Here is a 21345-nt window from a genome sequence, read left to right as displayed (position 1 = left end):
TCAGAACTTCTGGCGCATGCCGATCACCACGCCCGTCTGGTTGTGATCGGGCGCGACCGTGCCATAGCCGTTCACGCCGAGCGCGGAGCCGCCCTTGTTGCGCGCGAAACCGGCCGTCGCATAGATATCGGTGCGCTTCGACAGCAGATAGTCGGCACAGAGCACGGCAAGCCACGGATCGGCGCTGGTCGAATGCACGTCCTGGTAGTAGGCGGTTGCCGTGACCACGAACGCCGGCGACACCGCGTATTGCGCGCCGGCCCAGTACAGGTTCGCGGCGCTGGCTTCGGAACCGTTCGCGAGACGGATCGGGTTCGCCGGCAGGAACGCGTTCGACGCCTGAAGATAGCGATAACCGGCGAATCCCTTCACCGGTCCGATCGCATACGACGCGGCGGCCGTCGCGCGTCGCTCGGTGCGCGTGTTCGTCGCGACGGTGTTGCTGTTGCGCTGCTCGTACGACACGCTCGCGGCGAGCGGCCCTTGCGCGAACGTCAACGCCCCGCTGAAGAAGCGGCCGGTGAGTTGCGCGCCCGGCACCTCGGCGCCGTACCCGGTGTCGTAGCGGGTGCTGTACATGGCCTGCGCCGTGAGCGGACCGAACACGCCGGTGTACTTCGCCGAATTGTCGATACGCGCGGCCGCCGCGTAGTCGAGCGACAGCAACGAATACCGCGACGACGCGCCCATCGGGTCGAAGGCCACGGCCTGTTCGTAGAAGAGCGCATTCTGGCGACCGAACGTCAACTGCTGGCCCCGGTACGCCAGCCCGACCCACGCCTGCCGGCCGAAAATCCGCGACGTCGTGGCGGCATTCGAACCGAGGCCTTTCGTCGACTGCGCGGTCGTGCCGTCATTGATGTTGAAGCCGTCTTCCAGCTGGAAAATGGCCTTCATGCCGGCGCCGAGATCCTCGACGCCCTTCAATCCCCAGCGCGAACCGGACAGATTGCCCGACACTTCGCGCGTCTGCGCGCCGCCGGTGCTCGTGTTGTTGATGTGCTCGATGCCGACGTCGGCAATGCCGTACAGCGTGACGCTGCTTTCTGCCTGGGCGGCACCGCACCACGAGGTCGCGCTCGCGACGGTGATGGCGCCGAGCACGAAGCGGGAGGTCGGGCGGGTATTGCGGCTGGCCTGATTCGACAACATGGAGTCTCCAAACTGTTTTTTATGGATGGGTCGGACGAAGGAAAATTCAGGGCTCGCGGGCAACACGCGCTTCGCCGGCGCCCGAGCCCGGATCGCCGAGCCAAGCGATGGTCAACGCGCCGAGCAGCAGCACGCCGGACACGGCGATGAGCGGCGCGGTGAAGCCGCCGGAGAATTGCTTGAGCGCGCCGATCAGCGACGGCCCGACGAAGCCGCCGAGATTGCCGACCGACACGATCAGCGCGAGCCCGCCCGCGGCGGCGCGGCCGGTGAGGAATCCTGACGGGATGGCCCAGTACGTCGCCTGGAACGCGAGGATCCCGCTCACCGTGACGCACAGTGCGATCAGCTTGAAAACCGGCGCATGAATGAAGGCGCTCGCACACAACGCCACGGCGGCGACAGCCAGTGCGCCTGCGACATACGGAATGCGGTGGGCCGCGCGATTGGCGAGACGCGCCCACCAGAGCATCACGACGGCACCGATCGCATACGGAATGGCCGTCAGCCAGCCGACCACCGCGTGTTCGACGCCGAACTGCTTGATGATCTGCGGCATCCACAAGCCGACGCCGAGCGAGCCGACGATCCCGCAGAAGTTGACTAACGCGAGCACGAACACGCGCCAGTTCGTCATCGCGTCGCGCAGTTTGCTGCCGTGCTTCGCGCCGATGTCGCGCTGCTCGAACGCGAGGCGTTTCGCGAGCGACGCCTTCTCTTCGTCACTGAGCCACGCGGCTTTCTCGGGACGGTCGGCGAGCACGAACAGGCACGCGATGCCGAGCATCACCGCAGGGACGCCTTCGATCAGCAGCAGCCACTGCCAGCTGCGCAGCCCGTGCAGGCCGCCGAGTTCGAGCAGCGCACCGGAAATCGGCGAGCCGATCATGTTCGCGACGGGGATGCCGACGAGGAAGGCGGCCGTTACCTTCGCGCGCCACTTGCCGGGAAACCAGTGCGTGAAATACAGGTAGATGCCGGGCGTGAAGCCCGCCTCGGCGAGCCCGAGCAGAAAGCGCGCCGCCGCAAAGCTTTTCGGTCCGACGACGAACGCCGTCGCCATCGAGAACAGGCCCCACGTGATCATGATTCTCGCGATCCACACGCGCGCGCCGACCTTCTGCATGATCAGGTTGCTCGGAATCTCGAACAGGAAGTAGCCGATGAAGAACAGGCCGGCACCGACACCGAATTGCTCCGCCGTCAGACCGAGATCCTTGTTCATCGTGAGCGCGGCAAAACCGACGTTGGTCCTGTCGAGATAGCTGATCACGTAGCAGACGAAGATGAACGGCAGAATGCGCCGGAACGCCTTCGCGAGCGTGCGCTCGCTGGCCGCGTAATCGTCGCCGGCCAGGCGCTCCGCGGACGAGGCGTCGGCGCGCGGTGCGTCATCGCCGGCACGCAGCGCGTGCGAAATGGTCATGCTTGTCTCCTTCGTCGCGCGACTGGCGGCGCGATCTTTCGGCATACGGGCGGGAAACCGGTGAGCGGCTTCCCGGTTCGCGGGTGTCAGTCCTTGTTCGCGGCCTGTTTTGGCAACGGGCCGGCAATGCGCATGTCCGCTTTCAGGACCGAACCGGATGTCGATTCGGTGATGAAGAGCGTCTTCATGTCGGCGCCGCCGAAGCACACGCTCGTGAGCGACGCCCCTTTCGGCCCGGTCAGGATCTCGACGGGCTCCGCGCAGTGGTTGAGCACCCACACGCGGCCGAGCCCCGGATTCGCGACGAACAGCCGGCCTTCGAGATCGACGGTGAGGCCGTCGGGGCCGCTCGGCCCGTAGGACGTGAAGAACGGGCTGACCTTGGTGACCGATCCGTCGGCTTGCAGCGGCATGCGCCACACCGCATTGCCGCGCGTCATCGCGACGAACAGCACCTTCTCGTCGCGCGACAGCACGAGCCCGTTCGGGCTCGGGCAGGTGCCGAGCAGCATGTCGAGTTTGCCGTCGGGCGAGAGCCGATACACGCGGCCCGTCGGATCGTGCAGCCCGGTCTGCCCCTGGTCGGTGAAATAAATGTTGCCGGCCGAGTCGAACGTCAGGTCGTTCACGCCCTTGAAGCGCTCGGTGTTGCGGCGCTCGAGATACGGGCGAATTTCACCGCGCTCGATATCGAGCAGCATCAGGCCGTTCCGGTAGTCGGTGATGATCAGGTGCGCTGCGTCGAAGCGCTTCATTCCGTTGGGCTCGCCGTCGTATTCGACGACGAGATCCCATTCTCCCGACGGCGAAATGCGGAAGATGCGCCCGTGCGGAATGTCGGTCACGAACAGATAGCCGTCGGGATCCCACACCGGCCCTTCGAGAAACGAATCGGTGACCATGCCGCCGCGATTCGCGCGTGCCCATTCCGTGCGGACGTCCGGCTTGCGAAACTTCTCCGGCATGCGCGTGAACACGTCGGCTTCGCGCACGTCGGGGCTCGTCAGATAAAACATGCGTACCTCGATGTCCAGGGTTCAAGCCGCGCTGTGCGCGCGTTCGTCGAGCACCGCGAGGACGTTGGCCGCCGCACCCTTGCCCATGTTCACGTACGCGGCATCGCTCACGCCGCCGACATGCGGAGACAGAATCACGTTGGGGATCTGCTGGAACGGGTGCGGCACCGTCATCGGTTCCACGTCGAAGCTGTCGAGCCCGGCCGCACGCAAGTGGCCGCTCGCCAGCGCGTCGGCCAGCGCGGCTTCGTCGATCAGGCCGCCGCGCGCGGTATTGACGAGAATCGCCCCGCGCTTGAAACGCGCGAGCGTGTCGCGGTCGAGCATCCGGCGGTTGTCGGCCGTCAACGGACAATGCAGCGACACGACGTCCGACGCCGCGTACAGCGTGTCGAGCGGCACGAGCTTCACGCCGGCGGGCGCTTCCTTCGCGAACGGATCGAACGCGAGCACCTTCATGCCGAACGCCGTGCCGATCGCGGCCACGCGCCGGCCGATCGCACCGAGCCCGACGAGGCCGAGCGTGCGCCCGTCGAGTTCGACGGACTTGTGCGTCGACTTGTCCCAATGGCCTTCGCGCATGCGGATGTCGAGTTGCGGAACCGACTTCGCGCAGGCAAGCAGCAGCGCCCACGCGTGCTCGGCGACGGCGGCCGCATTCGCGCCGACCGCGGCGCGCACCGCGATGCCGCGCGCGGCAGCTGCGTCCTGATCGATCACGTCGATGCCGCTGCCGTGCTTCGAAATCACCTGCAGGTTTTCGGCGGCGTCCATGATGCGGCCGTTGACCTTGCCGTACCGGACAATGATCGCGACCGGCTTGTGCTGGGCGCAGAGCGCCACGATGTCGTCCTCGGTCGGTTGCTTGCCGGCGAACACGACGTCGAACTGCGCGAGCATCTCGAGCGCTTGCGGCGCAAGGTCGGCGGCGGTCACGAGGACCACGGGCTTGTGCGAAGCGATCTGCATCAGAGTGCCTCGCCTTCGGCCAGCATGCCGGCTGCGCGCAGTTCCTTCTCGATCCAGCCCGGACGAAGGTCGCCCTTGTGGATCGCTGCGATACGCGCGGTTTCGAAGTCGAGCTTTTTCTGCGCCAGATCGACGATACGCGCGACGTCGGCGCGCGCAATGACGACGACGCCGTCGGCGTCGCCGACCACCAGGTCGCCCGGACTCACCGCCGTGCCGCCCAGCGAGATCGGCGCATTCACGCGCCCCGCGACGCTTTTGGTCGGGCCGCACGGATTGAGGCCGGCCGCGAAGACCGGATAGTCGCCGTTGGCCAGTTCGTGCGCGTCGCGCACCGCGCCGTCGATGACGATGCCGGCGATGCCGCTCGCCTTCGCCTGCGCCGCCATGATTTCGCCGAGCAGCGCGCACGAGATGTCGCCCTTGCCGTCGACCACGACGACGTCGCCCGGTTTCGCGACGGCGAGCGCCGCATGGATCGCCAGGTTGTCGCCCGCGCGGACTTCGACCGTGACCGCCGGGCCGGCGACCTTCATCTTCGGCGACAACGGCCGCACGCGGCCATGCACCGTGCCGCGTCGGCCCGCGACGTCGGCCAGGATCGCGGCCTGGTAGCGCGCGGCAGCCTGAACGAGTTCCGGCGAGACGCGTTCGATGTCGCGGGTGATCGGCGAAAGGCTGGCGGATGGGTTGCTCATGATTCGACCTCAGGTTAAGCGTTGTACTCTGTAAAACACTGGTGTACATGGTGAAATCAATATAACCAGAGGAGACGCGTCATGGCACTGGCGTTTACCCTTTTACGTGGTAAACCAGCGTTTTACTCTGTACAATTCCGGGTGAATGTCGACCGGAGAAAAGGAATGGGAAACGACGGTGTCGTTGCCGTGGAAAAGGCGCTTTCGCTGCTGGACTGCTTCAAGCCCGGCGCCGAATCGCAATCGCTCGCGACGCTGTCGCAGGCATCCGGCATGCACAAGACGACGGTCTATCGGCTGATGAACTCGCTGGAGCGAATGGGCTATGTCGTGCGCGCGCAGTCCGGCAACTATTCGCTTGGGCACCGCGTGCTGTACCTCGGCAAGCTGTACGAGCAGTCCTTCCATCTGTCCACGGTGGTCGAACCGGCGCTGCATGCGCTGGCCGCGCTGACGAAGGAAAGCGCATCGTACTACGTGCACGACAGCGGGCACCGGCTCTGCCTGTTTCGGGTCGAGCCGTCCGAAGGCCTGCGTGAAACGCGGCTCGCGGGGACGATGCTGCCGCTCGATGACACGGCCATCAGCCAGGTGATCCGTTTCTGGGGACTCGGCGAACCGATCTATGACAAGCCGCCGGCACTGCCCCTCTTCACCGCGGGTGCGCGCGATGTGCATACGGCAGCGTTCGCGGTGCCGGTTTTCGGCGCCGGCGACAAGTTCATGGCGGCGCTGACGCTTTCCGGTCCCGCATCCCGCCTCAGTGTCGCGCACGAGTCGGGCGAGCTGGATCGACCACAGCTGGATGCGGCCGCCGATCTGTCGCGGAAGCTGGGCGCGAGTGTCGCGCTCTGCGAGCACATGTACGGCAGCTGATCGCCGCTTTGGCAAAGGCCGGGTTCAGGTCGACGCGCCGTTCGTCGCCTGCCCGCGGACATATTCGCACGACGCCACGCGCGGGCCGGGTGCGTGACACCTGCAGCGCAGCACCGACGCGACGGCCCGTCCGACCGGCCCGGCACACGGGCCATTGATTTTTGAGACGAACGGTCTATTATTCCGCCATGGACGCTCGAATCGATCCGCCTCGCCGCCGCGGCAGGCCACCCAAGCAGCACGACGACCTCGTCGCCACGCGTGACATGCTGTTGCGCACCGGGCTCGAGATCCTCACCGAAAAGGGCTTTTCCGCCACCGGGCTCGACGAGATCCTCGGGCGCGCCGGCGTGCCGAAGGGCTCCTTCTATCACTACTTCGACAGCAAGGAAGCGTTCGGCCTCGAACTGATCGACCGTTACGCCGAGTTCTTCGCGCGCAAGCTGGATCGCCATTTCAGCGACCCGGCACGCTCGCCGCTGCAGCGCGTGCGGGCGTTCGTCGACGACGCCCGCGACGGCATGGCCCGCTATGCGTACAGCCGCGGCTGCCTGATCGGTAACCTCGGACAGGAAATGGGCACGCTGCCGGAAAGCTTCCGCGAACGGCTGCGTGCGACGTTCGAAGACTGGCAGCGCCGTCTGGCCGAATGCCTGGGCGCCGCGCAGCAGGCGGGCGAGGTTGGGGATTCCGCCGACCCCGCCGCGCTGGCCGCGTTCTTCTGGATCGGCTGGGAAGGCGCGGTGCTGCGCGCGAAGCTCGAACGCAGCGACGGGCCGCTCGTGCTGTTCGCGCAGTTTTTCTTCAATGGATTGCCTCGACGCTGAAATTTTTTTGCTATTTATTAGACGATCGGTCTAGAAAGGAGGACACATGTTTCAAGGCATCGTGATCGACAAGGACGAAACCGGCCAGCACGCGCGGCTCCAGACGCTGGACGACGCGCAGTTGCCCGCCGGCAACGTGACGATCCGCGTCGGCTACTCGACGCTGAACTACAAGGACGGACTGGCGATCACCGGCAAGAGCCCGGTGGTCCGCAAGTTCCCGATGGTGCCCGGCATCGATCTGGTCGGCAAAGTCGAAGCGAGCACGCACCCGGACTATCGCCCCGGCGACCAGGTCGTACTCAACGGCTGGGGCGTCGGCGAAACGCACTGGGGCGGCCTCGCGCAAAAGGCCCGCGTCGACGGAGACTGGCTGGTGCCGCTGCCGTCCGCCTTTTCGCCGCAACAGGCGATGGCCATCGGCACGGCGGGCTACACCGCGATGCTGTGCGTGATGGCGCTGGAGCGACATGGCGTGCGCCCGAACGACGGCGAGATCGTGGTGACCGGCGCGGCAGGCGGGGTGGGCAGCGTCGCCACCGCCATCCTCGCCAAGCTGGGGTACCGCGTCGTCGCGGTAACGGGCCGCCCCGCCGATGCCGACTACCTGCGGCAGCTCGGCGCGGCGGAGATCCTCGAGCGATCGCAATTCAGCGAGCCCGGCAAGCCGCTGGGCAAGGAACGCTGGGCCGGCGCAGTCGACGTGGCGGGCAGCCACGTGCTCGCCAACGTGTGCGCGACCACGCGCTACCGCGGCGTCGTGACGGCTTGCGGCCTGGCCGCGGGCTTCGATTTCCCCGCGACCGTCATGCCGTTCATCTTGCGAGGCGTCACGCTCGTCGGAATCGACAGCGTCATGTGCCCGCGCGCCGACCGCCTGGAAGCGTGGCGCCGGCTCGCATCCGACCTCGACGTCGAGAAGCTGGGCGCGATCAGTCACCAGGTCGGCCTGGGCGACGCCATCCCGCTTGCCGGGGAATTGATCAACGGCAAGGTGCGCGGCCGCATCGTCGTCGACGTCAACGCATGACGCCGCCGACGACCACCGGCGTTTCTTCAATCGGACGGCGGCTCGCGCGTCGAGTACGCCCGCGCCACGTTATCCAGGAGACCTCATGACCGACGCACACACCGCACCCATCAGCCGCTTTCCCGTGCCCGCGCTCGAAGACTTGCCCGAGGACATTCGCGAACGCATCGCGACCGTCCAGGAAAAGTCGGGCTTCATCCCGAACGTATTCCTGACGCTGGCGCATCGTCCCGACGAGTTTCGCGCGTTCATGGCCTACCACGACGCGCTGATGGACAAGCCGGGCAACCTGAGCAAGGCCGAGCGCGAGATGATCGTCGTGGCCACCAGCAGCGCGAACCAGTGCCAGTACTGCGTGATCGCGCACGGTGCGATCCTGCGCATTCGCGCGAAGGACCCGCTGATCGCGGACCAGGTCGCCGCCAACTACCGCAAGGCCGATATCACCGCCCGGCAGAAGGCGATGCTCGACTTCGCGATGAAGGTGTCGCAGGCCGCGCATGAGGTGGGCGAAGCGGACTTCGACGCGCTCGAGTCGCACGGCTTCGTCGAAGAAGACGTGTGGGACATCATGGCGATCTCGGCTTTCTTCGGCATGTCCAACCGCATCGCGAACGTGACGAACATGCGGCCGAATGCCGAGTTCTACGCGCTCGGGCGCTGAGCGCACACGACGCTCGGGGACGCGGCGGCCGCGCCCCTATCGACTGCGGTAAACGACGCCCTCGCCCGGCGTCGGCGCCGCATCGGCCGCCTCGTCGAAACGCTCGCGCGCTTGCGCGATCGGCTGCTTGTTTTGCTCCGCCCACCTGACGAGCGCCATCACGGGCTCCAGCAGCGTTGCGCCGAGCGGCGTGAGCGCGTAGTCGACGCGCGGCGGAATCGTCGGGAACACCGTCCGCGTGACCAGCCCGTCGCGCTCCAGCCCGCGCAACGACAGCGTCAGCATGCGCTGCGAAATCCCTTCGATCTCGCGTTTCAGCTCGTTGAAGCGCCGCGAACCGTCGTTCAGCGTCGCGATGATGTAGAGGCTCCACTTGTCGCCAATGCGATCGAGGATCTGGCGGGTCGCCTGGCAGTCGTCTTCGCTGGGTCGGGACATGGTGGCAGGAACATCGATGTAACTGGGGCACAACCCTGTGCGTTCTTGTGGGGCCCGGGCGCGAACCCTAGCATTCCACATGCTTTTCGGTAACTCAGTCACTGAAAGTTACCGGGTTCTCATCTTATCCCGAAAGGAACGCTCATGAGCCGCATCCTGCTGATCACCTCCAGCCCCCGCAGCACCGACAGCCTGTCCACGCGCTTCGCGCACGACCTCGCGCGGCAACTCGCAGCGCGCGACGCAAACAGCACCGTGACCTTGCGCGATCTCTCCACCGACCCGCTGCCGCATATCGACGATGCTTACGTCGGCGGCCGCATGCTGCCGCCGGAGGCGCGCAGCGCCGAGCAAGCGGAGGCCGTCGAGCTGGCGCAAGCGCTGGTCGACGAACTGCGCGCCGCCGACATCGTCGTGATCGGCTCCGCGATGACCAACTTCGGCCCGTCCACGCAGCTGCGCGCGTGGTTCGACCGCGTGATCTGGCCGCAGGTCACGTTTCGCTATGTCGAAGGCGGCGTCGCCGGCACGGTGGAAGGCAAGCAGGTCTATCTGGTCACCGCCAGCGGCGGCATCTTTTCGGAAGGCCCGTATGCGCCGTTCGACTACCAGTCCGGCTATCTGAAGCATCTGCTCGGGTTCATCGGGATCACCGACGTCCGCGAAGTGCGCGTGGAAGGCACCGTATTGGGCGCCGAGGCGGTGCAAGCGGCCATCGCGAAGGCCGGGCAGGACGTGCAGGCGCTGGTGGAACAGGCTGGTTGAGACGACGGCCGCGCCCGTCGATCGCAGCACGCGGGCGGCGCCGGCCGACGCTCGCCCTCATGTGCCGGGGCCGACGGGCCGCTCGCCTCTGCCCGGCGAGCCAACCCGATGTCAGCGCTCACTCCTGTCCCTTCGACGGCAATACGCCGCCCGGCGGCTTCGCGACCGTAAAACGGACACACACGCGATCCATCAAAAGCGTGCACTATTAGGGTTTTGCCGTACCGGCGCCCGACGCCGCCGATGTTCGTTTCACGTTCCCTGTTTCAAACCGCGAACCTCCCATGACGAATCAGCCTACCCAGACCGGAGCCGACCGGCCCGTCGACATGATCATCTTCGGCGGCGGCGGCGACCTGGCCGCCCGCAAGCTGTTGCCCGCGCTGTACATGGCGCACCTGCACTGCAACCTTCCGCCCGAGACGCGCATCATCGCGGTCGGCCGCCGCGACTGGGGCATCGACGGCTATCGCAAGTTCATGGACGAGCAGTCGCGCCCGTTCATCGACGAAAAGGCGTTCGATCCGGCGGCCTGGAGCCGTTTCCTCGACCTGTTCAAGTACGTGCTGATCGACGTGAACGCACCGGACGACTACCTGCGCCTCGCGGAAGCGGCGCGCGGCGATGCGATCCGCGTGTTCTACCTGTCGACGTCGCCGGAGCTGTTCACCACCATCTGCGACAACCTGTCGGCCGCGCATCTCGTCGACAAGCACTCGCGCGTCGTCCTCGAAAAGCCGCTCGGCCACGATCTCGCGTCCGCGAAGGCGATCAACGATGCGGTCGGCAAGCACTTCGAGGAATCGCAGATCTATCGGATCGACCACTATCTCGGCAAGGAAACCGTGCAGAACCTGATGGTGCTGCGCTTCGGCAACCCGATCTTCGGGCCGCTGTGGCAGGCGCCGAGCATCCGCAGCGTGCAGATCACGGTGGCGGAGACGGTCGGGGTGGGCAGCCGCGCGGGCTTCTACGACCATACCGGCGCGCTGCGCGACATGGTGCAGAACCACCTGCTGCAGCTGCTGTGCATCGTCGCGATGGAGCCGCCGGTGTCGCTCGACCCGGATGCGGTGCGCGACGAGAAGCTGAAGGTGCTGCGCTCGCTGCGGCCGATGGCGGTGGCCGACGTCGCGCGCGACACGGTACGCGGCCAGTACACGGCCGGTGCGGTCGACGGCCAGCCGGTGAAGGGCTATCTCGAGGAAGACAACGTGCCGGCGGACAGCCGCGCGGAAACCTTCGTCGCGCTGCGCGCGCACATCAACAACTGGCGCTGGGCGAACGTGCCGTTCTTCCTGCGCACCGGCAAGCGGCTGCAGCGCCGCCAGTCGGAAATCGTGATCGAGTTCGCGGACATGCCGTTCTCGATCATCCCGACCGGCCCGCGCCACTACAGCAACCGTCTCGTGATCCAGCTCCAGCCGGAAGAGTCGATCCAGCTGCAGATGCTCGCGAAGGAACCGGGCAGCGGGATGAACATGGTGCCCGTGAGCCTGAACCTCGACCTGCAGCAGGCGATTCCGGAGCGGCGCGCGGAAGCGTACGAGCGTCTGCTGATCGACGTGATCCGCGGCCGCCTCACGCACTTCATGCGCCGCGACGAGCTCGAAGCCGCGTGGTCGTGGGTCGAACCGATCCTCGACGGCTGGAAGCAGCTCGGTGATCGACCGCGCCTGTACACGGCCGGCACGTTCGGGCCCGCGGCTTCGTCGGCGCTGCTCGCGCGCGACGGGATGTCTTGGTCCGAAGAGGCGTAATCGCCACGCGACGGCGTGCCGGAGTACGGCACGCCGGATCGCACGTCAAATCGCACGGGGCGTAACCCGCCCCGCTGTCCCGGCCGCCGCCTAGCGCGGCTCCATCCACGACGCCGTCTTGCGCCGCCCCGGTGCATCGTTGCCGCTACCGCCCAGCGCCTCGATCAGGTAATCGACGAACGACGCGATCCGCGACGAAATCGCGGTATTGCGGTAGTACACCGCGTGGATCGGCTGCTCGACCTCGAGCGTCTGGCGCGCGAGCACCTGCACGAGCCGGCCCGCCTCGCGATCCTGCGCGGTCATGAAATCCGACAGGCAGACGACGCCCGCGCCGTCGAGCGCAAGCTGCCGCAGCGTCTCGCCGCTCGACGAGCGGATGCCCGGCTCGATGCGGCACGGCTCGCCGTCGGTGCCGAGGATCGGCCACACGTTCAGCGATTCGGGCTGCGTGAAGCCGAGCAGCGTGTGCTTGTCGAGATCCTCCACCTTGCGCGGCTGGCCGTGCGCCGCCACGTACGCCGGGCTCGCGAGCATGCGGATCCGGCTGGCGCCGATGCGGCGGCTGTGCAGCGTCGAATCCTTCAGCCGGCCGATGCGGAACGCGACGTCGGTGCGCCGCTCCAGCAGGTCGATGATGCCCTCGTTGCTGTTCAGCTCCAGCTCGACCTTCGGGAAGCGTTCGCGGTAGCCGCGCACGAGCGGCACGATCACGTGCAGCATGAACGGCGTCGCCGCATCCACGCGCAGCCGCCCCGACGGCATCTCGCGCCGCGCGAGCATCTGCTCTTCCGCCGTCTCGACCGATTCGATGATCGCGCGCGCATCCTGCAGGAACGCGCGCCCTTCCTCGGTCAGCTCGAGCCGGCGCGTGGTCCGGCGCAGCAGCGTGGTCTTCAGCTTCTCCTCGAGCCGCCCGAGCGTGCGGCTCGTCGCCGACACCGTGAGATCGAGCTGCTGCGCGGCTGCCGTGATCGAACCGGAGTCGACCACGGCGGCAAAGGCCTGGAGTTCATCGAGCGTAATCTTCATCGCTGCATTCTTGATTTCAAATCAAAACAATTTGGTTTATAGACCTGTTTTTCAGCAAAAGTAAAGGCGGCACACTGCGCTCCATCCTCACCGGACCCTGGAGCACCCGTCATGCCACTCGCCCTGCTTGCGCTGACCCTCAGCGCATTTGCCATCGGTACCACCGAATTCGTGATCGTCGGGCTGATCCCGACGATCGGCGCCGACCTCGGCGTCAGCCTGCCGTCCGCCGGCCTGCTCGTCAGCCTTTACGCCCTGAGTGTCGCGATCGGCGCGCCGCTCCTCACCGCGCTCACCGGCCGCGTGCCGCGCAAGACGCTGCTCGCCGCGCTGATGGCGCTGTTCACCGTCGGCAACCTCGTGGCCTGGCAGGCGCCCGGCTACGAATCGCTGATCGTCGCGCGCGTCCTCACCGGCCTCGCGCACGGCGTGTTCTTCTCGGTCGGCTCGATCATCGCGACCACGCTCGTGCCGAAGGAGAAGGCCGCCAGCGCGATCGCGACGATGTTCAGCGGGATGACCGTCGCGTTCGTCGCCGGCATTCCGCTCGGCACCTTCATCGGCCAGCACTTCGGCTGGCGCGCGACATTCCTGGTCGTCGCGCTGTTCGGCCTCGTCGCGTTCGTCGGCGCGGTCGCCTTCGTGCCGCGCGGCTTGCCGCAAACGCCGCCCGCGCCGCTCGCCCGCCAGTTCCGCGTGCTCGCGCAGCCGCGCCTGCTGCTGGTCTATGCGATGACGGCCGTCGGCTACGGCGGCTCGCTGATCGCGTTCACGTACATGGCCCCGCTGCTCGAGCAGATCGCCGGCTTCACGCCGTCGCAAGTGAGCCTCGTGCTCGTCGGCTACGGCGTGTCGGTCGCGTTCGGCAACGTGTGGGGCGGCAAGCTCGCGGACGCCGTCGGCCCCGTGAAGGCGCTCAAGCGGATCTTCCTGCTGCTCGCGATCGTGCTGCTCGCGCTCACCTTCACGATCCACGTCAAATGGCTCGCCGTGCTGACGATGCTCGCGTGGGGCGCGGTGGCGTTCGGCAACGTGCCCGGCCTGCAGGTGTACGTCGTGAAGCAGGCACGGCACTTCGCGCCCGACGCCACCGACGTCGCATCCGGCTTCAACATCGCCGCGTTCAACCTCGGCGTCGCAGGCGGCTCGGCACTCGGCGGCGTGATCGTCGCGCACGTCGGCCTCGGCCATACGCCGTGGATCGCGGCAGCCGTCACGCTCGGCGCATTCGCGCTCACCGCACTGAGCGGTCGCCTCGACCGCAGCGCAGGCCTGCCTGAACGTACGGCGGAACCTGTCCAGCTCGCGCACTGAACGGAGCCCGACCATGTCCCCTTCCCTCACCGCACTCGACAAGCTCGCCGACAGTGGCTTCAGCATCGGCCTCGAACTGCCGCTCGACAACGACTGGTCGCCGGCCGGCAACGCGAAGCGCCAGCACGACCGTCGCTACCCCGGCGTCCCCGACCTCGCGCGCCACGCGACGCTCGCACAACGGGCCGACAGGCTCGGCTTCCGTGCGCTCTGGGTGCGCGACGTGCCGGTGTACGACCCCGCGTTCGGCGACGCCGCGCAGGTGTTCGAAACCTTCTCGTATCTCGGCTACCTCGCCGGCATCACGAACGACATCCTGCTCGGCACGGCGGCCGTCGTGCTGCCGCTGCGCGAGCCGCTGCTCACGCTGAAATCGGCCGCGTCGATCCAGGAACTGAGCGGCGGCCGTCTTCTGCTCGGCGTCGCCAGCGGCGACCGGCCCGTCGAATATCCGCTGTTCGGCCGCGACTTCGCATCGCGCGGCGCGAATTTCCGCGACCAGATCGCGCTGCTGCGCGACGGCGCGCGCGGGCATCTGCCGCCCGGCCTCGACGTGCTGCCCGCCGCCCGTGCGCCGCTGCCGCTGCTCGTCGCGGGTCTCGCGCAGCAAACGCCCGCGTGGATCGGCGAACACATGGACGGCTGCCTCGCGTATCCCGGCACGCCGGACGACCACCGGCAGCGCGCCGCGAACTGGCGCGCGGTGGCCGGCGACAAGCCGTACGTGAGCTTCATCCACCTCGATCTCGCAGACGACCCGCACGCGCCGCTGCAGCGTCACCGCTTCGGCGCCCGCGCGGGGCGTCTCGCGCTCATCGGGGAGCTGGCGGCCATGCGCGACGCGGGCGTGCAGCACATCGGCCTGCATTTCCGCCGCAACCTGCGTCCGCTCGACGAGACGCTGGCCGAGATCGCGGCAGAGGTACTGCCGGTGTTCCACGCGGATGAAAACGCACGGACGCGCGCTGCATGACACCGGCGGAATCCACTCCCGATACTTGATTTCAGATCAAATATTTTTGACCGGCAACGGCGTTTATCTCACCAATCCAACACGCCAGAATGACTTCCATGGCAAACCCGTTCCACTTTCCCAGGAGCACTTGATGAGCAAGATTCCCGCATTCGGCCTCGGTACGTTCCGCCTGCAAGGCCAGACGGTCATCGACTCGGTGCGCAACGGCCTCGAAGTCGGCTACCGCGCGATCGACACCGCGCAGATCTACGGCAACGAAGCCGAAGTCGGCGAAGCGATCGCCGCGTCGGGCGTGCATCGCGACGCGCTGTTCCTCACGACCAAGATCTGGGTCGACCACTACGCGCCGGACAAGCTCGTGCCGAGCCTCGAGGAAAGTCTGCGCAAGCTGCGCACCGACCACGTCGACCTGACGCTGATCCACTGGCCGGCCCCCGACAACGGCGTCGCGCTCGACACGTTCATGACCGCGCTCGCCGATGCGAAGGCGCAGGGCCTCACGCGCCGGATCGGCATCTCGAACTTCAACATCGCCCTGACGAAGGAAGCGATCGCAGCCGTCGGCAAGGACGCGATCGCGACGAACCAGATCGAGCTGAGCCCGTACCTGCAGAACCGCAAGCTCGTCGAATTCCTGAACGCCGAAGGCATCCACGTGACGTCGTACATGACGCTCGCGTACGGCAAGGTGCTCGGCGATCCGGTGATCGGCGCGATCGCGCGGCGTCACGACGCGACGCCCGCGCAGGTCGCGCTCGCATGGGCGTTGCAGCTCGGCTACTCGGTGATCCCGTCGTCGACGAAGCGCGAGAACCTCGCGAGCAACCTGCTCGCGCAGACGCTGCGCCTGACCGACGAAGACATGGCGCAGATCGCCGCGCTCGAACGCAACGGCCGCGAAGTCGACCCGGCCGGCCTCGCGCCGAAGTGGGACTGAACGCGCCACCCGCCACTCACCCTTTGATTCACCGCGGGCCGCGGTACCGACAGGACATCAACACCATGACCCAGGACCCGCTTTTCCAACCGCTGCAACTCGGCGCGCTGACGCTGCCGAACCGCATCGTGATGCCGCCGATGACGCGCTCGCGCGCCAGCCAGCCCGGCGACGAAGCCAACGAACTGATGGCCGCGTACTACGCGCAGCGCGCGAGCGCGGGCCTGATCATCAGCGAAGGCACCTATATCGCGCCGCTCGGCAAGGGCTACGCGTGGACGCCCGGCATTCACACGCCGTCGCAGGTCGCCGGCTGGCGCAAGGTGACGGACGCCGTGCATGCCGCGCACGGCCGGATCTTCGCGCAGCTGTGGCACGTCGGCCGGCTGAGCCACACGAGCCTGCTCGGTGGCCGGCAGCCGGTGTCGTCGTCGCCGCTCCAGGCGACAGGCGTGAACGTGTTCATCGCGGGTGAAGACGGCAGCACGCCGGGCTTCGTGCAGGCGTCCGAACCGCGCGCGCTGACGATCGACGAAATCGGCGAGATCGTCGATCAATATCGCGCCGCCGCGCGCCATGCGATCGAGGCCGGCTTCGACGGCGTCGAGCTGCACGGCGCCAACGGCTATCTCGTGAACCAGTTCATCGACTCGAATGCGAACACGCGCACCGATGCGTACGGTGGTTCGCTCGAAAACCGGCTGCGCTTCCTGCGCGAAGTCACGCAGGCGCTGATCGAAGGCACGGGCGACGCATCGCGCGTCGGCATCCGCCTCGCGCCGCTGACGACGCTGAACGGTTGCGTCGACGACGATCCGGAAACGACCTACCTCGCCGCGGCAAAGCTGCTCGGCGAACTCGGCGTCGGCTACCTGCACATCGCGGAAGCCGACTGGGACGACGCGCCGTTGATGCCGGTCGAATTCAAGCGGCAACTGCGCGCCGCGTTCCCGGGCGTGCTGATCTACGCCGGCGCGTACACCGCCGAGCGCGCACGCGAAGCGATCGCCGCCGGCTGGGCCGACCTCGTCGCGTTCGGCCGCCCGTTCGTCGCGAACCCCGACCTGCCCGAGCGGTTGCGCACCGGTGCCGCGCTCACACCGCACGACCGCAACACGCTGTTCGGCGGCGGCGAGCGCGGGCTGACCGACTATCCGACGCTGGCACAAGCCGCGGCCTGACGCACCCGCTGGGGCCACACGTGAAAGCAACGCTCGCCCGGATCGCGCTCGCCGCGATCCTGCCGTTCGCGGCCACGCAGGCACCAACGCCAGTTGGCTCGGACTGAGGTTGAATCGGGCAGGCGCGGCCGCGTCAACCCACGGCCGCGCATCCCGGGCCGCGCGCAATCGCAACGGCTATCGGCACGATTGCCATTTGCGCATTGCAGCCGGTGCAATTAGCGTCTAGCGTTGACGGGTTCGTCGACGAATACCCGTCACCCGCCCCGAAAGGATGCCTCGCCATGCGAAGCCGCTTCCCGAAACGCCCCATGCTGCCGGCCGCCGCGGCCTGCGTTGCACTCGCCTTCTGCGCGTCGTCCGCCCGCGCCGACGACGCCGCCGGCCTCGCGCCGCCCCAGCCGGCCACGCCCGTGCTGTCGACGACCGCGGCTGGCTTACAGGTCTACACGTGCGACTACGATGCCGGACACAAGCTCGCATGGGTGTTCCAGCACCCGGAAGCGATGCTGTTCGACGCGAGCGGCACGCTCGTCGTCCGGCACGGCACGGGGCCGTCATGGGAGGCGCTCGACGGCAGCCGCATCACCGGCAAAAAACTCGCGGAAGCGCCGAGCGCACGCCCGGGCAGCATTCCGCAACTCCTGCTCGCCGCGACGCCGGCCGCAACGGACGCGAAGGCCGCGGCCGGCACGCTCACCGGCGTGCGCTTCGTGCAGCGGCTCGATACCGCGGGCGGCATGCCGCCGGATGCAGCGTGTTCGACCGAGCATGCGGTCGGCCGCTTCCCGTATTTCGCGCGCTACGTGTTCCTGAAGTAACGCATGGCGGCGCCCGAAGCACCGGGTGCCGTCGCAGCGGCGGCATCCTCTCGTATCACATTGATCAGTTATCCTATTTTTGATGAAAGGATGCCTGCCGTCATCAGGTACTGCGAAGCTCAGCCGATCCGCATCGACAACTCGACATCGCCGCCGAACGGTACCGACAAATAACCGTTCTCCGGTACGCGCACGTAAGCGAGATAGTCGGGGCTGAAATCGGCATTGTCGGCAACGACGAACGCGCCGGGCCGCAACCGCTGTTCGACAAGAGCAAGCACCGCGGGATACAACGCCTTCGCACCGTCGAGCAACAGCAGGTCGACCGAATCCGGCAGATCGGCGGCCAGCGTGCGCAGCGCATCGCCCTCGCGAATCTCCACGAGATCGGCCAGCCCGGCCTCCGCCAGGTTCGCCCGCGCCCGCACGACCTTCGACGGCTCGAATTCGCTGGTGATCAGCCGCCCGCCGCCGTTGTCGCGCAGCGCGGCCGCGAGATGCAGCGTCGAAATGCCGAACGACGTCCCGAATTCGACGATCGACCGCGCGCCGCCGCTGCGCGCAAGCATGTACAGCAGCGTGCCGGTCTCGCGCGACACCGCGAGCGGATAGTCCTTCAGGCGCGCATACAAGTCGGTGTAGTCGGTCCTGCTGCGCATCAGCCGCGCTTGCTCGTCGCGCGACAGGCTGGCGAAGTCCGGGCTCGTCGCGGGCGACGACGCGTCGGCTTCGTCGAACAGGCGTGCCAGCAGCGAGGCCAGCGGGTCGAGCGTCAGGGTGGTCATGCGTATCTCCGGGTTCAGGTTGAGTGCGTCGGTGCACCTGGCTAGAATATGACGAACTATTCAGGTTTTACTATTCGCATTGGCCAGCCACGCATGACCGACCGCTCGAACGCCCGGATTGCCACGCGCAAGCAGCCTCGGCAGGCTCGCTCGACCCAGCTCGTCGAGGCCGTCCTCCAGGCCGCTGTTCAGGTTTTGGCGACCGAAGGCGCGCAGCGCTTCACAATGGCGCGCGTCGCCGAGCGCGCCGGCGTGAGCGTCGGCTCGCTGTACCAGTACTTCCCGAACAAGGCGGCCGTGCTGTTCCGGCTGCAGCATGACGAGTGGCGGCAGACGGCCGAGATGCTGCGCGGGATGCTGGAGGACGTGAACCGCACGCCGCCCGAGCGGCTGCGCACGGCCGTTCACGCATTCATCCGTTCGGAATGCGACGAGGCGCGGATGCGCATCGCGCTCGACGACGCCGCGCCGCTCTATCGCAACGCGCCCGAGGCACACGAAGCGAAGGCGGCCGGCAACCGCATCTTCCAGGCGTTCATGCGCGAGGCGCTGCCCGATGCACCGGACGCCACGCGCGAACTGGCCTGCGACCTGATCGTCACCACGCTCACCGCGGCCGGCAAGGCGTTTTCGGAAAGCGAGCGCTCGCCCGATGAAATCGACGCGTATTCGAACGCGATGGCCGACATGTTCCGCGCCTATCTCGACCATCTCGCGCACAATTGAGGCCGGGGCGACGACGAAAATCGCCTCGGCGCGACAGCGCCATCGTCCGAATGCAGGTTGCGCGCGGCGGCGGCCCCCGCCACCGGCCCCTGTTTCCGCCGGCCTGCCCAGTCACCATGAAAGACACTTGTAATTTTCGATGCCTCTTCCGCTTCCCCCTGCCCGCCGACTCCGCATTCAAATAATCGCCTTAACGGATTCGAACTAGGCGTATACACGCGTGTCGACACGACGAAGCCCCGTTGCACGCCGATATAAGCGCTGAGACATGCGCTGCATGCTCTTCCCCCAATGGGACGTGATGGGCGGTTCGCCTAACCTTCGCTACGGCAAAGCACACGTGACGGGGTCGAGCCCACCACGCGTCGCACGACGCGACACCCTCGCGATCGTTTCGATTCGCACGTAACGACACGGATCACGCGTCATTCGTCCCCACGACGTTGCCGACAATCCCAACTAGATACGAGACACCCTGACGACGGTTCGCTACGGGCCGTTTCAGCATGCTGATAAAGGAGCAAGCTCATGAGTGATACCCCGGTGCAGCCGACGGTCGGCGTCGGCGCGGAAGAAACTGACTTTGGCACCAAGGGAGTCATCGACCGGTACTTCGACATTTCGTCGCGCGGCAGCACGCAGCGCCGCGAGATCATCGCCGGCGTCACGACCTTCCTCGCGATGGTCTATTCCGTGTTCGTCGTGCCCGGCATGTTCGGCAAGGCCGGCTTCGACACGAGCGCCGTGTTCGTCGCGGTGTGCCTCACGACCGCGTTCGGTTCGCTGCTGATGGGCCTGTGGGCGAAGCTGCCGATCGCGATCGGCTGCGCGATCTCGCTGACCGCGTTCACCGCGTTCGGCCTCGTGCTCGGCAAGGGGCTGTCGCCGACGGTCGCGCTCGGCGCCGTGTTCCTGATGGGCCTCGTGTTTACCGGCATCTCGGTCACCGGCGTGCGTTCGTGGATCCTGCGCAACCTGCCCGCGGGCGTCGCGCACGGCACCGGGATCGGCATCGGCCTGTTCCTGCTGCTGATCGCCTCGAACGACGTGGGCCTCGTGATCAAGAACCCGGGCGCCGGCCTGCCGGTCTCGCTCGGCCAGATCACCGCGTTCCCGGTCATCATGTCGATCGTCGGCCTCGCCGCGATTTTCGGCCTCGAGAAGCGTCGCGTGCCGGGCGGCATCCTGCTCGTCGTGATCGCGATCTCGATCTTCGGCCTGATCTTCGATCCGAGCGTGAAATACCACGGCATCTTCGCACTGCCGTCGCTGAGCGCACCCGGCCATGCGTCGCTGATCGGCGCGATGGACATCAAGGGCGCGCTGTCGATGGCCGTGCTGCCGAGCGTGCTGGCGCTGGTGATGACCGCCGTGTTCGACGCGACCGGCACGATCCGCGCGGTCGCGGGCCAGGCCGGCCAGCTCGACGAGAACGGCCGCATCATCAACGGCGGCCGTGCGCTGACCGCCGATTCGCTCAGCTCGATCTTCTCCGGCTTCCTCGGCGGTGCGCCGGCGGCAGCCTACATCGAGTCGAGCGTCGGCGTGGCCGCCGGCGCGAAGACGGGCCTCGCGGCCGCCGTGGTCGGCCTGCTGTTCCTCGTCGTGATGTTCTTCTCGCCGCTCGCGGGCCTTGTGCCGTCGTACGCCACCGCACCGGCGCTGATGTACGTCGGCCTGCTGATGCTCGGCAGCGTGAGCAAGCTGCACATGGACGACATGGTCGACGCGATGTCGGGCCTCGTGTGCGCGGTGTTCATCGTGCTGACCGCGAACATCGTGACGGGCATCATGCTCGGCTTCTCGACGCTCGTGATCGGCCGCATCGCCAGCGGCGAATTCCGCAAGCTCAACGTCGGCACCGTGCTCATCGCGGCCGTGCTCGTCACGTTCTATCTCGGCGGCTGGGCGATCTGATCAGCGAATCGTGCGCGACGTCGCCGGCAGAAGGA

Annotated in this window: 21 protein-coding genes; 13 read left to right on the top strand and 8 right to left on the bottom strand. The window is 67.2% G+C overall.

Annotation, left to right across the window (positions count from 1 at the left end):
- From CFB47_RS19480 to CFB47_RS19460, 5 genes are all read right to left on the bottom strand, one after another.
- Entirely contained in the window at positions 1-1152 is a 1152-nt protein-coding gene (locus tag CFB47_RS19480) for a porin (protein WP_089459097.1), read from the bottom strand.
- 46 nt (positions 1153-1198) lie between these two features.
- Positions 1199-2578, bottom strand: a complete 1380-nt coding sequence (locus CFB47_RS19475) for an MFS transporter (RefSeq protein WP_089462037.1) — start codon at positions 2576-2578, stop codon at positions 1199-1201.
- Between the two features lie 86 nt (positions 2579-2664).
- Positions 2665-3594 (bottom strand): SMP-30/gluconolactonase/LRE family protein, encoded by a 930-nt coding sequence (locus CFB47_RS19470; protein ID WP_089459099.1) that lies wholly within the window; start codon positions 3592-3594, stop codon positions 2665-2667.
- Between the two features lie 21 nt (positions 3595-3615).
- Entirely contained in the window at positions 3616-4563 is a 948-nt protein-coding gene (locus tag CFB47_RS19465) for an NAD(P)-dependent oxidoreductase (RefSeq protein WP_039349979.1), read from the bottom strand.
- Positions 4563-5261, bottom strand: coding sequence for a methyltransferase (locus CFB47_RS19460; protein ID WP_089459100.1), 699 nt, complete (start codon positions 5259-5261; stop codon positions 4563-4565). Before CFB47_RS19460 ends, CFB47_RS19465 begins: the two co-directional genes overlap by 1 nt.
- Positions 5262-5426: 165 nt before the next feature.
- Between CFB47_RS19460 and CFB47_RS19455 the strand changes: the two genes are divergently transcribed.
- From CFB47_RS19455 to CFB47_RS19440, 4 genes are all read left to right on the top strand, one after another.
- A complete protein-coding gene (locus CFB47_RS19455) occupies positions 5427-6137 on the top strand; it encodes an IclR family transcriptional regulator (protein ID WP_039349972.1) in 711 nt (236 codons plus the stop codon).
- Between the two features lie 188 nt (positions 6138-6325).
- Complete coding sequence (locus CFB47_RS19450) at positions 6326-6964, top strand: TetR/AcrR family transcriptional regulator (RefSeq protein WP_089459102.1); 639 nt, start codon at positions 6326-6328, stop codon at positions 6962-6964.
- Between the two features lie 46 nt (positions 6965-7010).
- Complete coding sequence (locus CFB47_RS19445; protein ID WP_089461981.1) at positions 7011-7994, top strand: MDR family oxidoreductase; 984 nt, start codon at positions 7011-7013, stop codon at positions 7992-7994.
- Positions 7995-8079: 85 nt separating this feature from the next.
- On the top strand, positions 8080-8658 hold the full coding sequence (locus CFB47_RS19440; RefSeq protein WP_089461980.1) for a peroxidase-related enzyme: 579 nt from the start codon (positions 8080-8082) through the stop codon (positions 8656-8658).
- 36 nt (positions 8659-8694) lie between these two features.
- Here CFB47_RS19440 and CFB47_RS19435 read toward each other — a convergent pair whose 3' ends face one another.
- Entirely contained in the window at positions 8695-9129 is a 435-nt protein-coding gene (locus CFB47_RS19435; protein WP_373453149.1) for a winged helix-turn-helix transcriptional regulator, read from the bottom strand.
- A gap of 111 nt (positions 9130-9240) precedes the next feature.
- On the opposite strand from CFB47_RS19435, the gene CFB47_RS19430 reads away from it, so the two are divergent.
- The gene (locus CFB47_RS19430) at positions 9241-9861 is read left to right on the top strand and encodes an FMN-dependent NADH-azoreductase (protein ID WP_089461979.1); all 621 of its coding nucleotides are present in this window, start codon (positions 9241-9243) and stop codon (positions 9859-9861) included.
- 284 nt (positions 9862-10145) lie between these two features.
- On the top strand, positions 10146-11621 hold the full coding sequence (gene zwf, locus CFB47_RS19425; protein WP_089441511.1) for a glucose-6-phosphate dehydrogenase: 1476 nt from the start codon (positions 10146-10148) through the stop codon (positions 11619-11621).
- A 90-nt stretch (positions 11622-11711) separates the two neighbouring features.
- Here zwf and CFB47_RS19420 read toward each other — a convergent pair whose 3' ends face one another.
- Positions 11712-12653 carry a LysR family transcriptional regulator gene (locus CFB47_RS19420; protein ID WP_089461978.1) on the bottom strand — a complete coding sequence of 314 codons (942 nt, stop codon included), beginning with the start codon at positions 12651-12653 and terminating at the stop codon, positions 11712-11714.
- Positions 12654-12764: 111 nt separating this feature from the next.
- Between CFB47_RS19420 and CFB47_RS19415 the strand changes: the two genes are divergently transcribed.
- The 5 genes from CFB47_RS19415 to CFB47_RS19395 all read left to right on the top strand — a co-directional run bounded on the left by CFB47_RS19415 (position 12765) and on the right by CFB47_RS19395 (position 17882).
- The gene (locus CFB47_RS19415) at positions 12765-13967 is read left to right on the top strand and encodes an MFS transporter (RefSeq protein WP_089459107.1); all 1203 of its coding nucleotides are present in this window, start codon (positions 12765-12767) and stop codon (positions 13965-13967) included.
- 13 nt (positions 13968-13980) lie between these two features.
- The gene (locus CFB47_RS19410; RefSeq protein ID WP_089459108.1) at positions 13981-14940 is read left to right on the top strand and encodes a TIGR03571 family LLM class oxidoreductase; all 960 of its coding nucleotides are present in this window, start codon (positions 13981-13983) and stop codon (positions 14938-14940) included.
- A gap of 133 nt (positions 14941-15073) precedes the next feature.
- Positions 15074-15880: a 2,5-didehydrogluconate reductase DkgB gene (dkgB, locus tag CFB47_RS19405; protein ID WP_089461977.1), complete on the top strand. Its 807-nt coding sequence runs from the start codon at positions 15074-15076 to the stop codon at positions 15878-15880.
- Between the two features lie 65 nt (positions 15881-15945).
- Positions 15946-17061 (top strand): alkene reductase, encoded by a 1116-nt coding sequence (locus tag CFB47_RS19400; protein ID WP_089461976.1) that lies wholly within the window; start codon positions 15946-15948, stop codon positions 17059-17061.
- 284 nt (positions 17062-17345) lie between these two features.
- Complete coding sequence (locus CFB47_RS19395) at positions 17346-17882, top strand: DUF3455 domain-containing protein (protein ID WP_089459111.1); 537 nt, start codon at positions 17346-17348, stop codon at positions 17880-17882.
- Positions 17883-18001: 119 nt separating this feature from the next.
- Here the strand turns inward: CFB47_RS19395 and CFB47_RS19390 are convergent, their stop codons facing one another.
- Complete coding sequence (locus CFB47_RS19390; protein WP_089461975.1) at positions 18002-18667, bottom strand: O-methyltransferase; 666 nt, start codon at positions 18665-18667, stop codon at positions 18002-18004.
- 93 nt (positions 18668-18760) lie between these two features.
- Here CFB47_RS19390 and CFB47_RS19385 point away from each other — a divergent pair, with 93 nt between their 5' ends.
- Complete coding sequence (locus tag CFB47_RS19385) at positions 18761-19393, top strand: TetR family transcriptional regulator (protein ID WP_242808569.1); 633 nt, start codon at positions 18761-18763, stop codon at positions 19391-19393.
- A 528-nt stretch (positions 19394-19921) separates the two neighbouring features.
- On the top strand, positions 19922-21310 hold the full coding sequence (locus CFB47_RS19380) for an NCS2 family permease (RefSeq protein ID WP_089441502.1): 1389 nt from the start codon (positions 19922-19924) through the stop codon (positions 21308-21310).
- Positions 21311-21345 lie beyond the last annotated feature (35 nt).

The sequence above is a fragment of the Burkholderia sp. AU27893 genome, from assembly GCF_002223205.1.
Lineage (GTDB): Bacteria > Pseudomonadota > Gammaproteobacteria > Burkholderiales > Burkholderiaceae > Burkholderia.
This window is presented reverse-complemented; position numbering and strand designations above follow the sequence as displayed.

What these genes read in the sequence shown, in the direction of transcription:
- CFB47_RS19390 (WP_089461975.1), bottom strand. Translation starts at nt 18,667, where the DNA reads ATGACCACCCTGACGCTCGACCCGCTGGCCTCGCTGCTGGCACGCCTG.
- CFB47_RS19450 (WP_089459102.1), top strand. Translation starts at nt 6,326, where the DNA reads ATGGACGCTCGAATCGATCCGCCTCGCCGCCGCGGCAGGCCACCCAAG.
- CFB47_RS19410 (WP_089459108.1), top strand. Translation starts at nt 13,981, where the DNA reads ATGTCCCCTTCCCTCACCGCACTCGACAAGCTCGCCGACAGTGGCTTC.
- CFB47_RS19475 (WP_089462037.1), bottom strand. Translation starts at nt 2,578, where the DNA reads ATGACCATTTCGCACGCGCTGCGTGCCGGCGATGACGCACCGCGCGCC.
- CFB47_RS19415 (WP_089459107.1), top strand. Translation starts at nt 12,765, where the DNA reads ATGCCACTCGCCCTGCTTGCGCTGACCCTCAGCGCATTTGCCATCGGT.
- CFB47_RS19465 (WP_039349979.1), bottom strand. Translation starts at nt 4,563, where the DNA reads ATGCAGATCGCTTCGCACAAGCCCGTGGTCCTCGTGACCGCCGCCGAC.
- CFB47_RS19395 (WP_089459111.1), top strand. Translation starts at nt 17,346, where the DNA reads ATGCGAAGCCGCTTCCCGAAACGCCCCATGCTGCCGGCCGCCGCGGCC.
- CFB47_RS19480 (WP_089459097.1), bottom strand. Translation starts at nt 1,152, where the DNA reads ATGTTGTCGAATCAGGCCAGCCGCAATACCCGCCCGACCTCCCGCTTC.
- CFB47_RS19430 (WP_089461979.1), top strand. Translation starts at nt 9,241, where the DNA reads ATGAGCCGCATCCTGCTGATCACCTCCAGCCCCCGCAGCACCGACAGC.
- CFB47_RS19470 (WP_089459099.1), bottom strand. Translation starts at nt 3,594, where the DNA reads ATGTTTTATCTGACGAGCCCCGACGTGCGCGAAGCCGACGTGTTCACG.
- CFB47_RS19460 (WP_089459100.1), bottom strand. Translation starts at nt 5,261, where the DNA reads ATGAGCAACCCATCCGCCAGCCTTTCGCCGATCACCCGCGACATCGAA.
- CFB47_RS19420 (WP_089461978.1), bottom strand. Translation starts at nt 12,653, where the DNA reads ATGAAGATTACGCTCGATGAACTCCAGGCCTTTGCCGCCGTGGTCGAC.
- CFB47_RS19400 (WP_089461976.1), top strand. Translation starts at nt 15,946, where the DNA reads ATGACCCAGGACCCGCTTTTCCAACCGCTGCAACTCGGCGCGCTGACG.
- zwf (WP_089441511.1), top strand. Translation starts at nt 10,146, where the DNA reads ATGACGAATCAGCCTACCCAGACCGGAGCCGACCGGCCCGTCGACATG.
- CFB47_RS19445 (WP_089461981.1), top strand. Translation starts at nt 7,011, where the DNA reads ATGTTTCAAGGCATCGTGATCGACAAGGACGAAACCGGCCAGCACGCG.
- dkgB (WP_089461977.1), top strand. Translation starts at nt 15,074, where the DNA reads ATGAGCAAGATTCCCGCATTCGGCCTCGGTACGTTCCGCCTGCAAGGC.
- CFB47_RS19440 (WP_089461980.1), top strand. Translation starts at nt 8,080, where the DNA reads ATGACCGACGCACACACCGCACCCATCAGCCGCTTTCCCGTGCCCGCG.
- CFB47_RS19455 (WP_039349972.1), top strand. Translation starts at nt 5,427, where the DNA reads ATGGGAAACGACGGTGTCGTTGCCGTGGAAAAGGCGCTTTCGCTGCTG.
- CFB47_RS19385 (WP_242808569.1), top strand. Translation starts at nt 18,761, where the DNA reads ATGACCGACCGCTCGAACGCCCGGATTGCCACGCGCAAGCAGCCTCGG.
- CFB47_RS19380 (WP_089441502.1), top strand. Translation starts at nt 19,922, where the DNA reads ATGAGTGATACCCCGGTGCAGCCGACGGTCGGCGTCGGCGCGGAAGAA.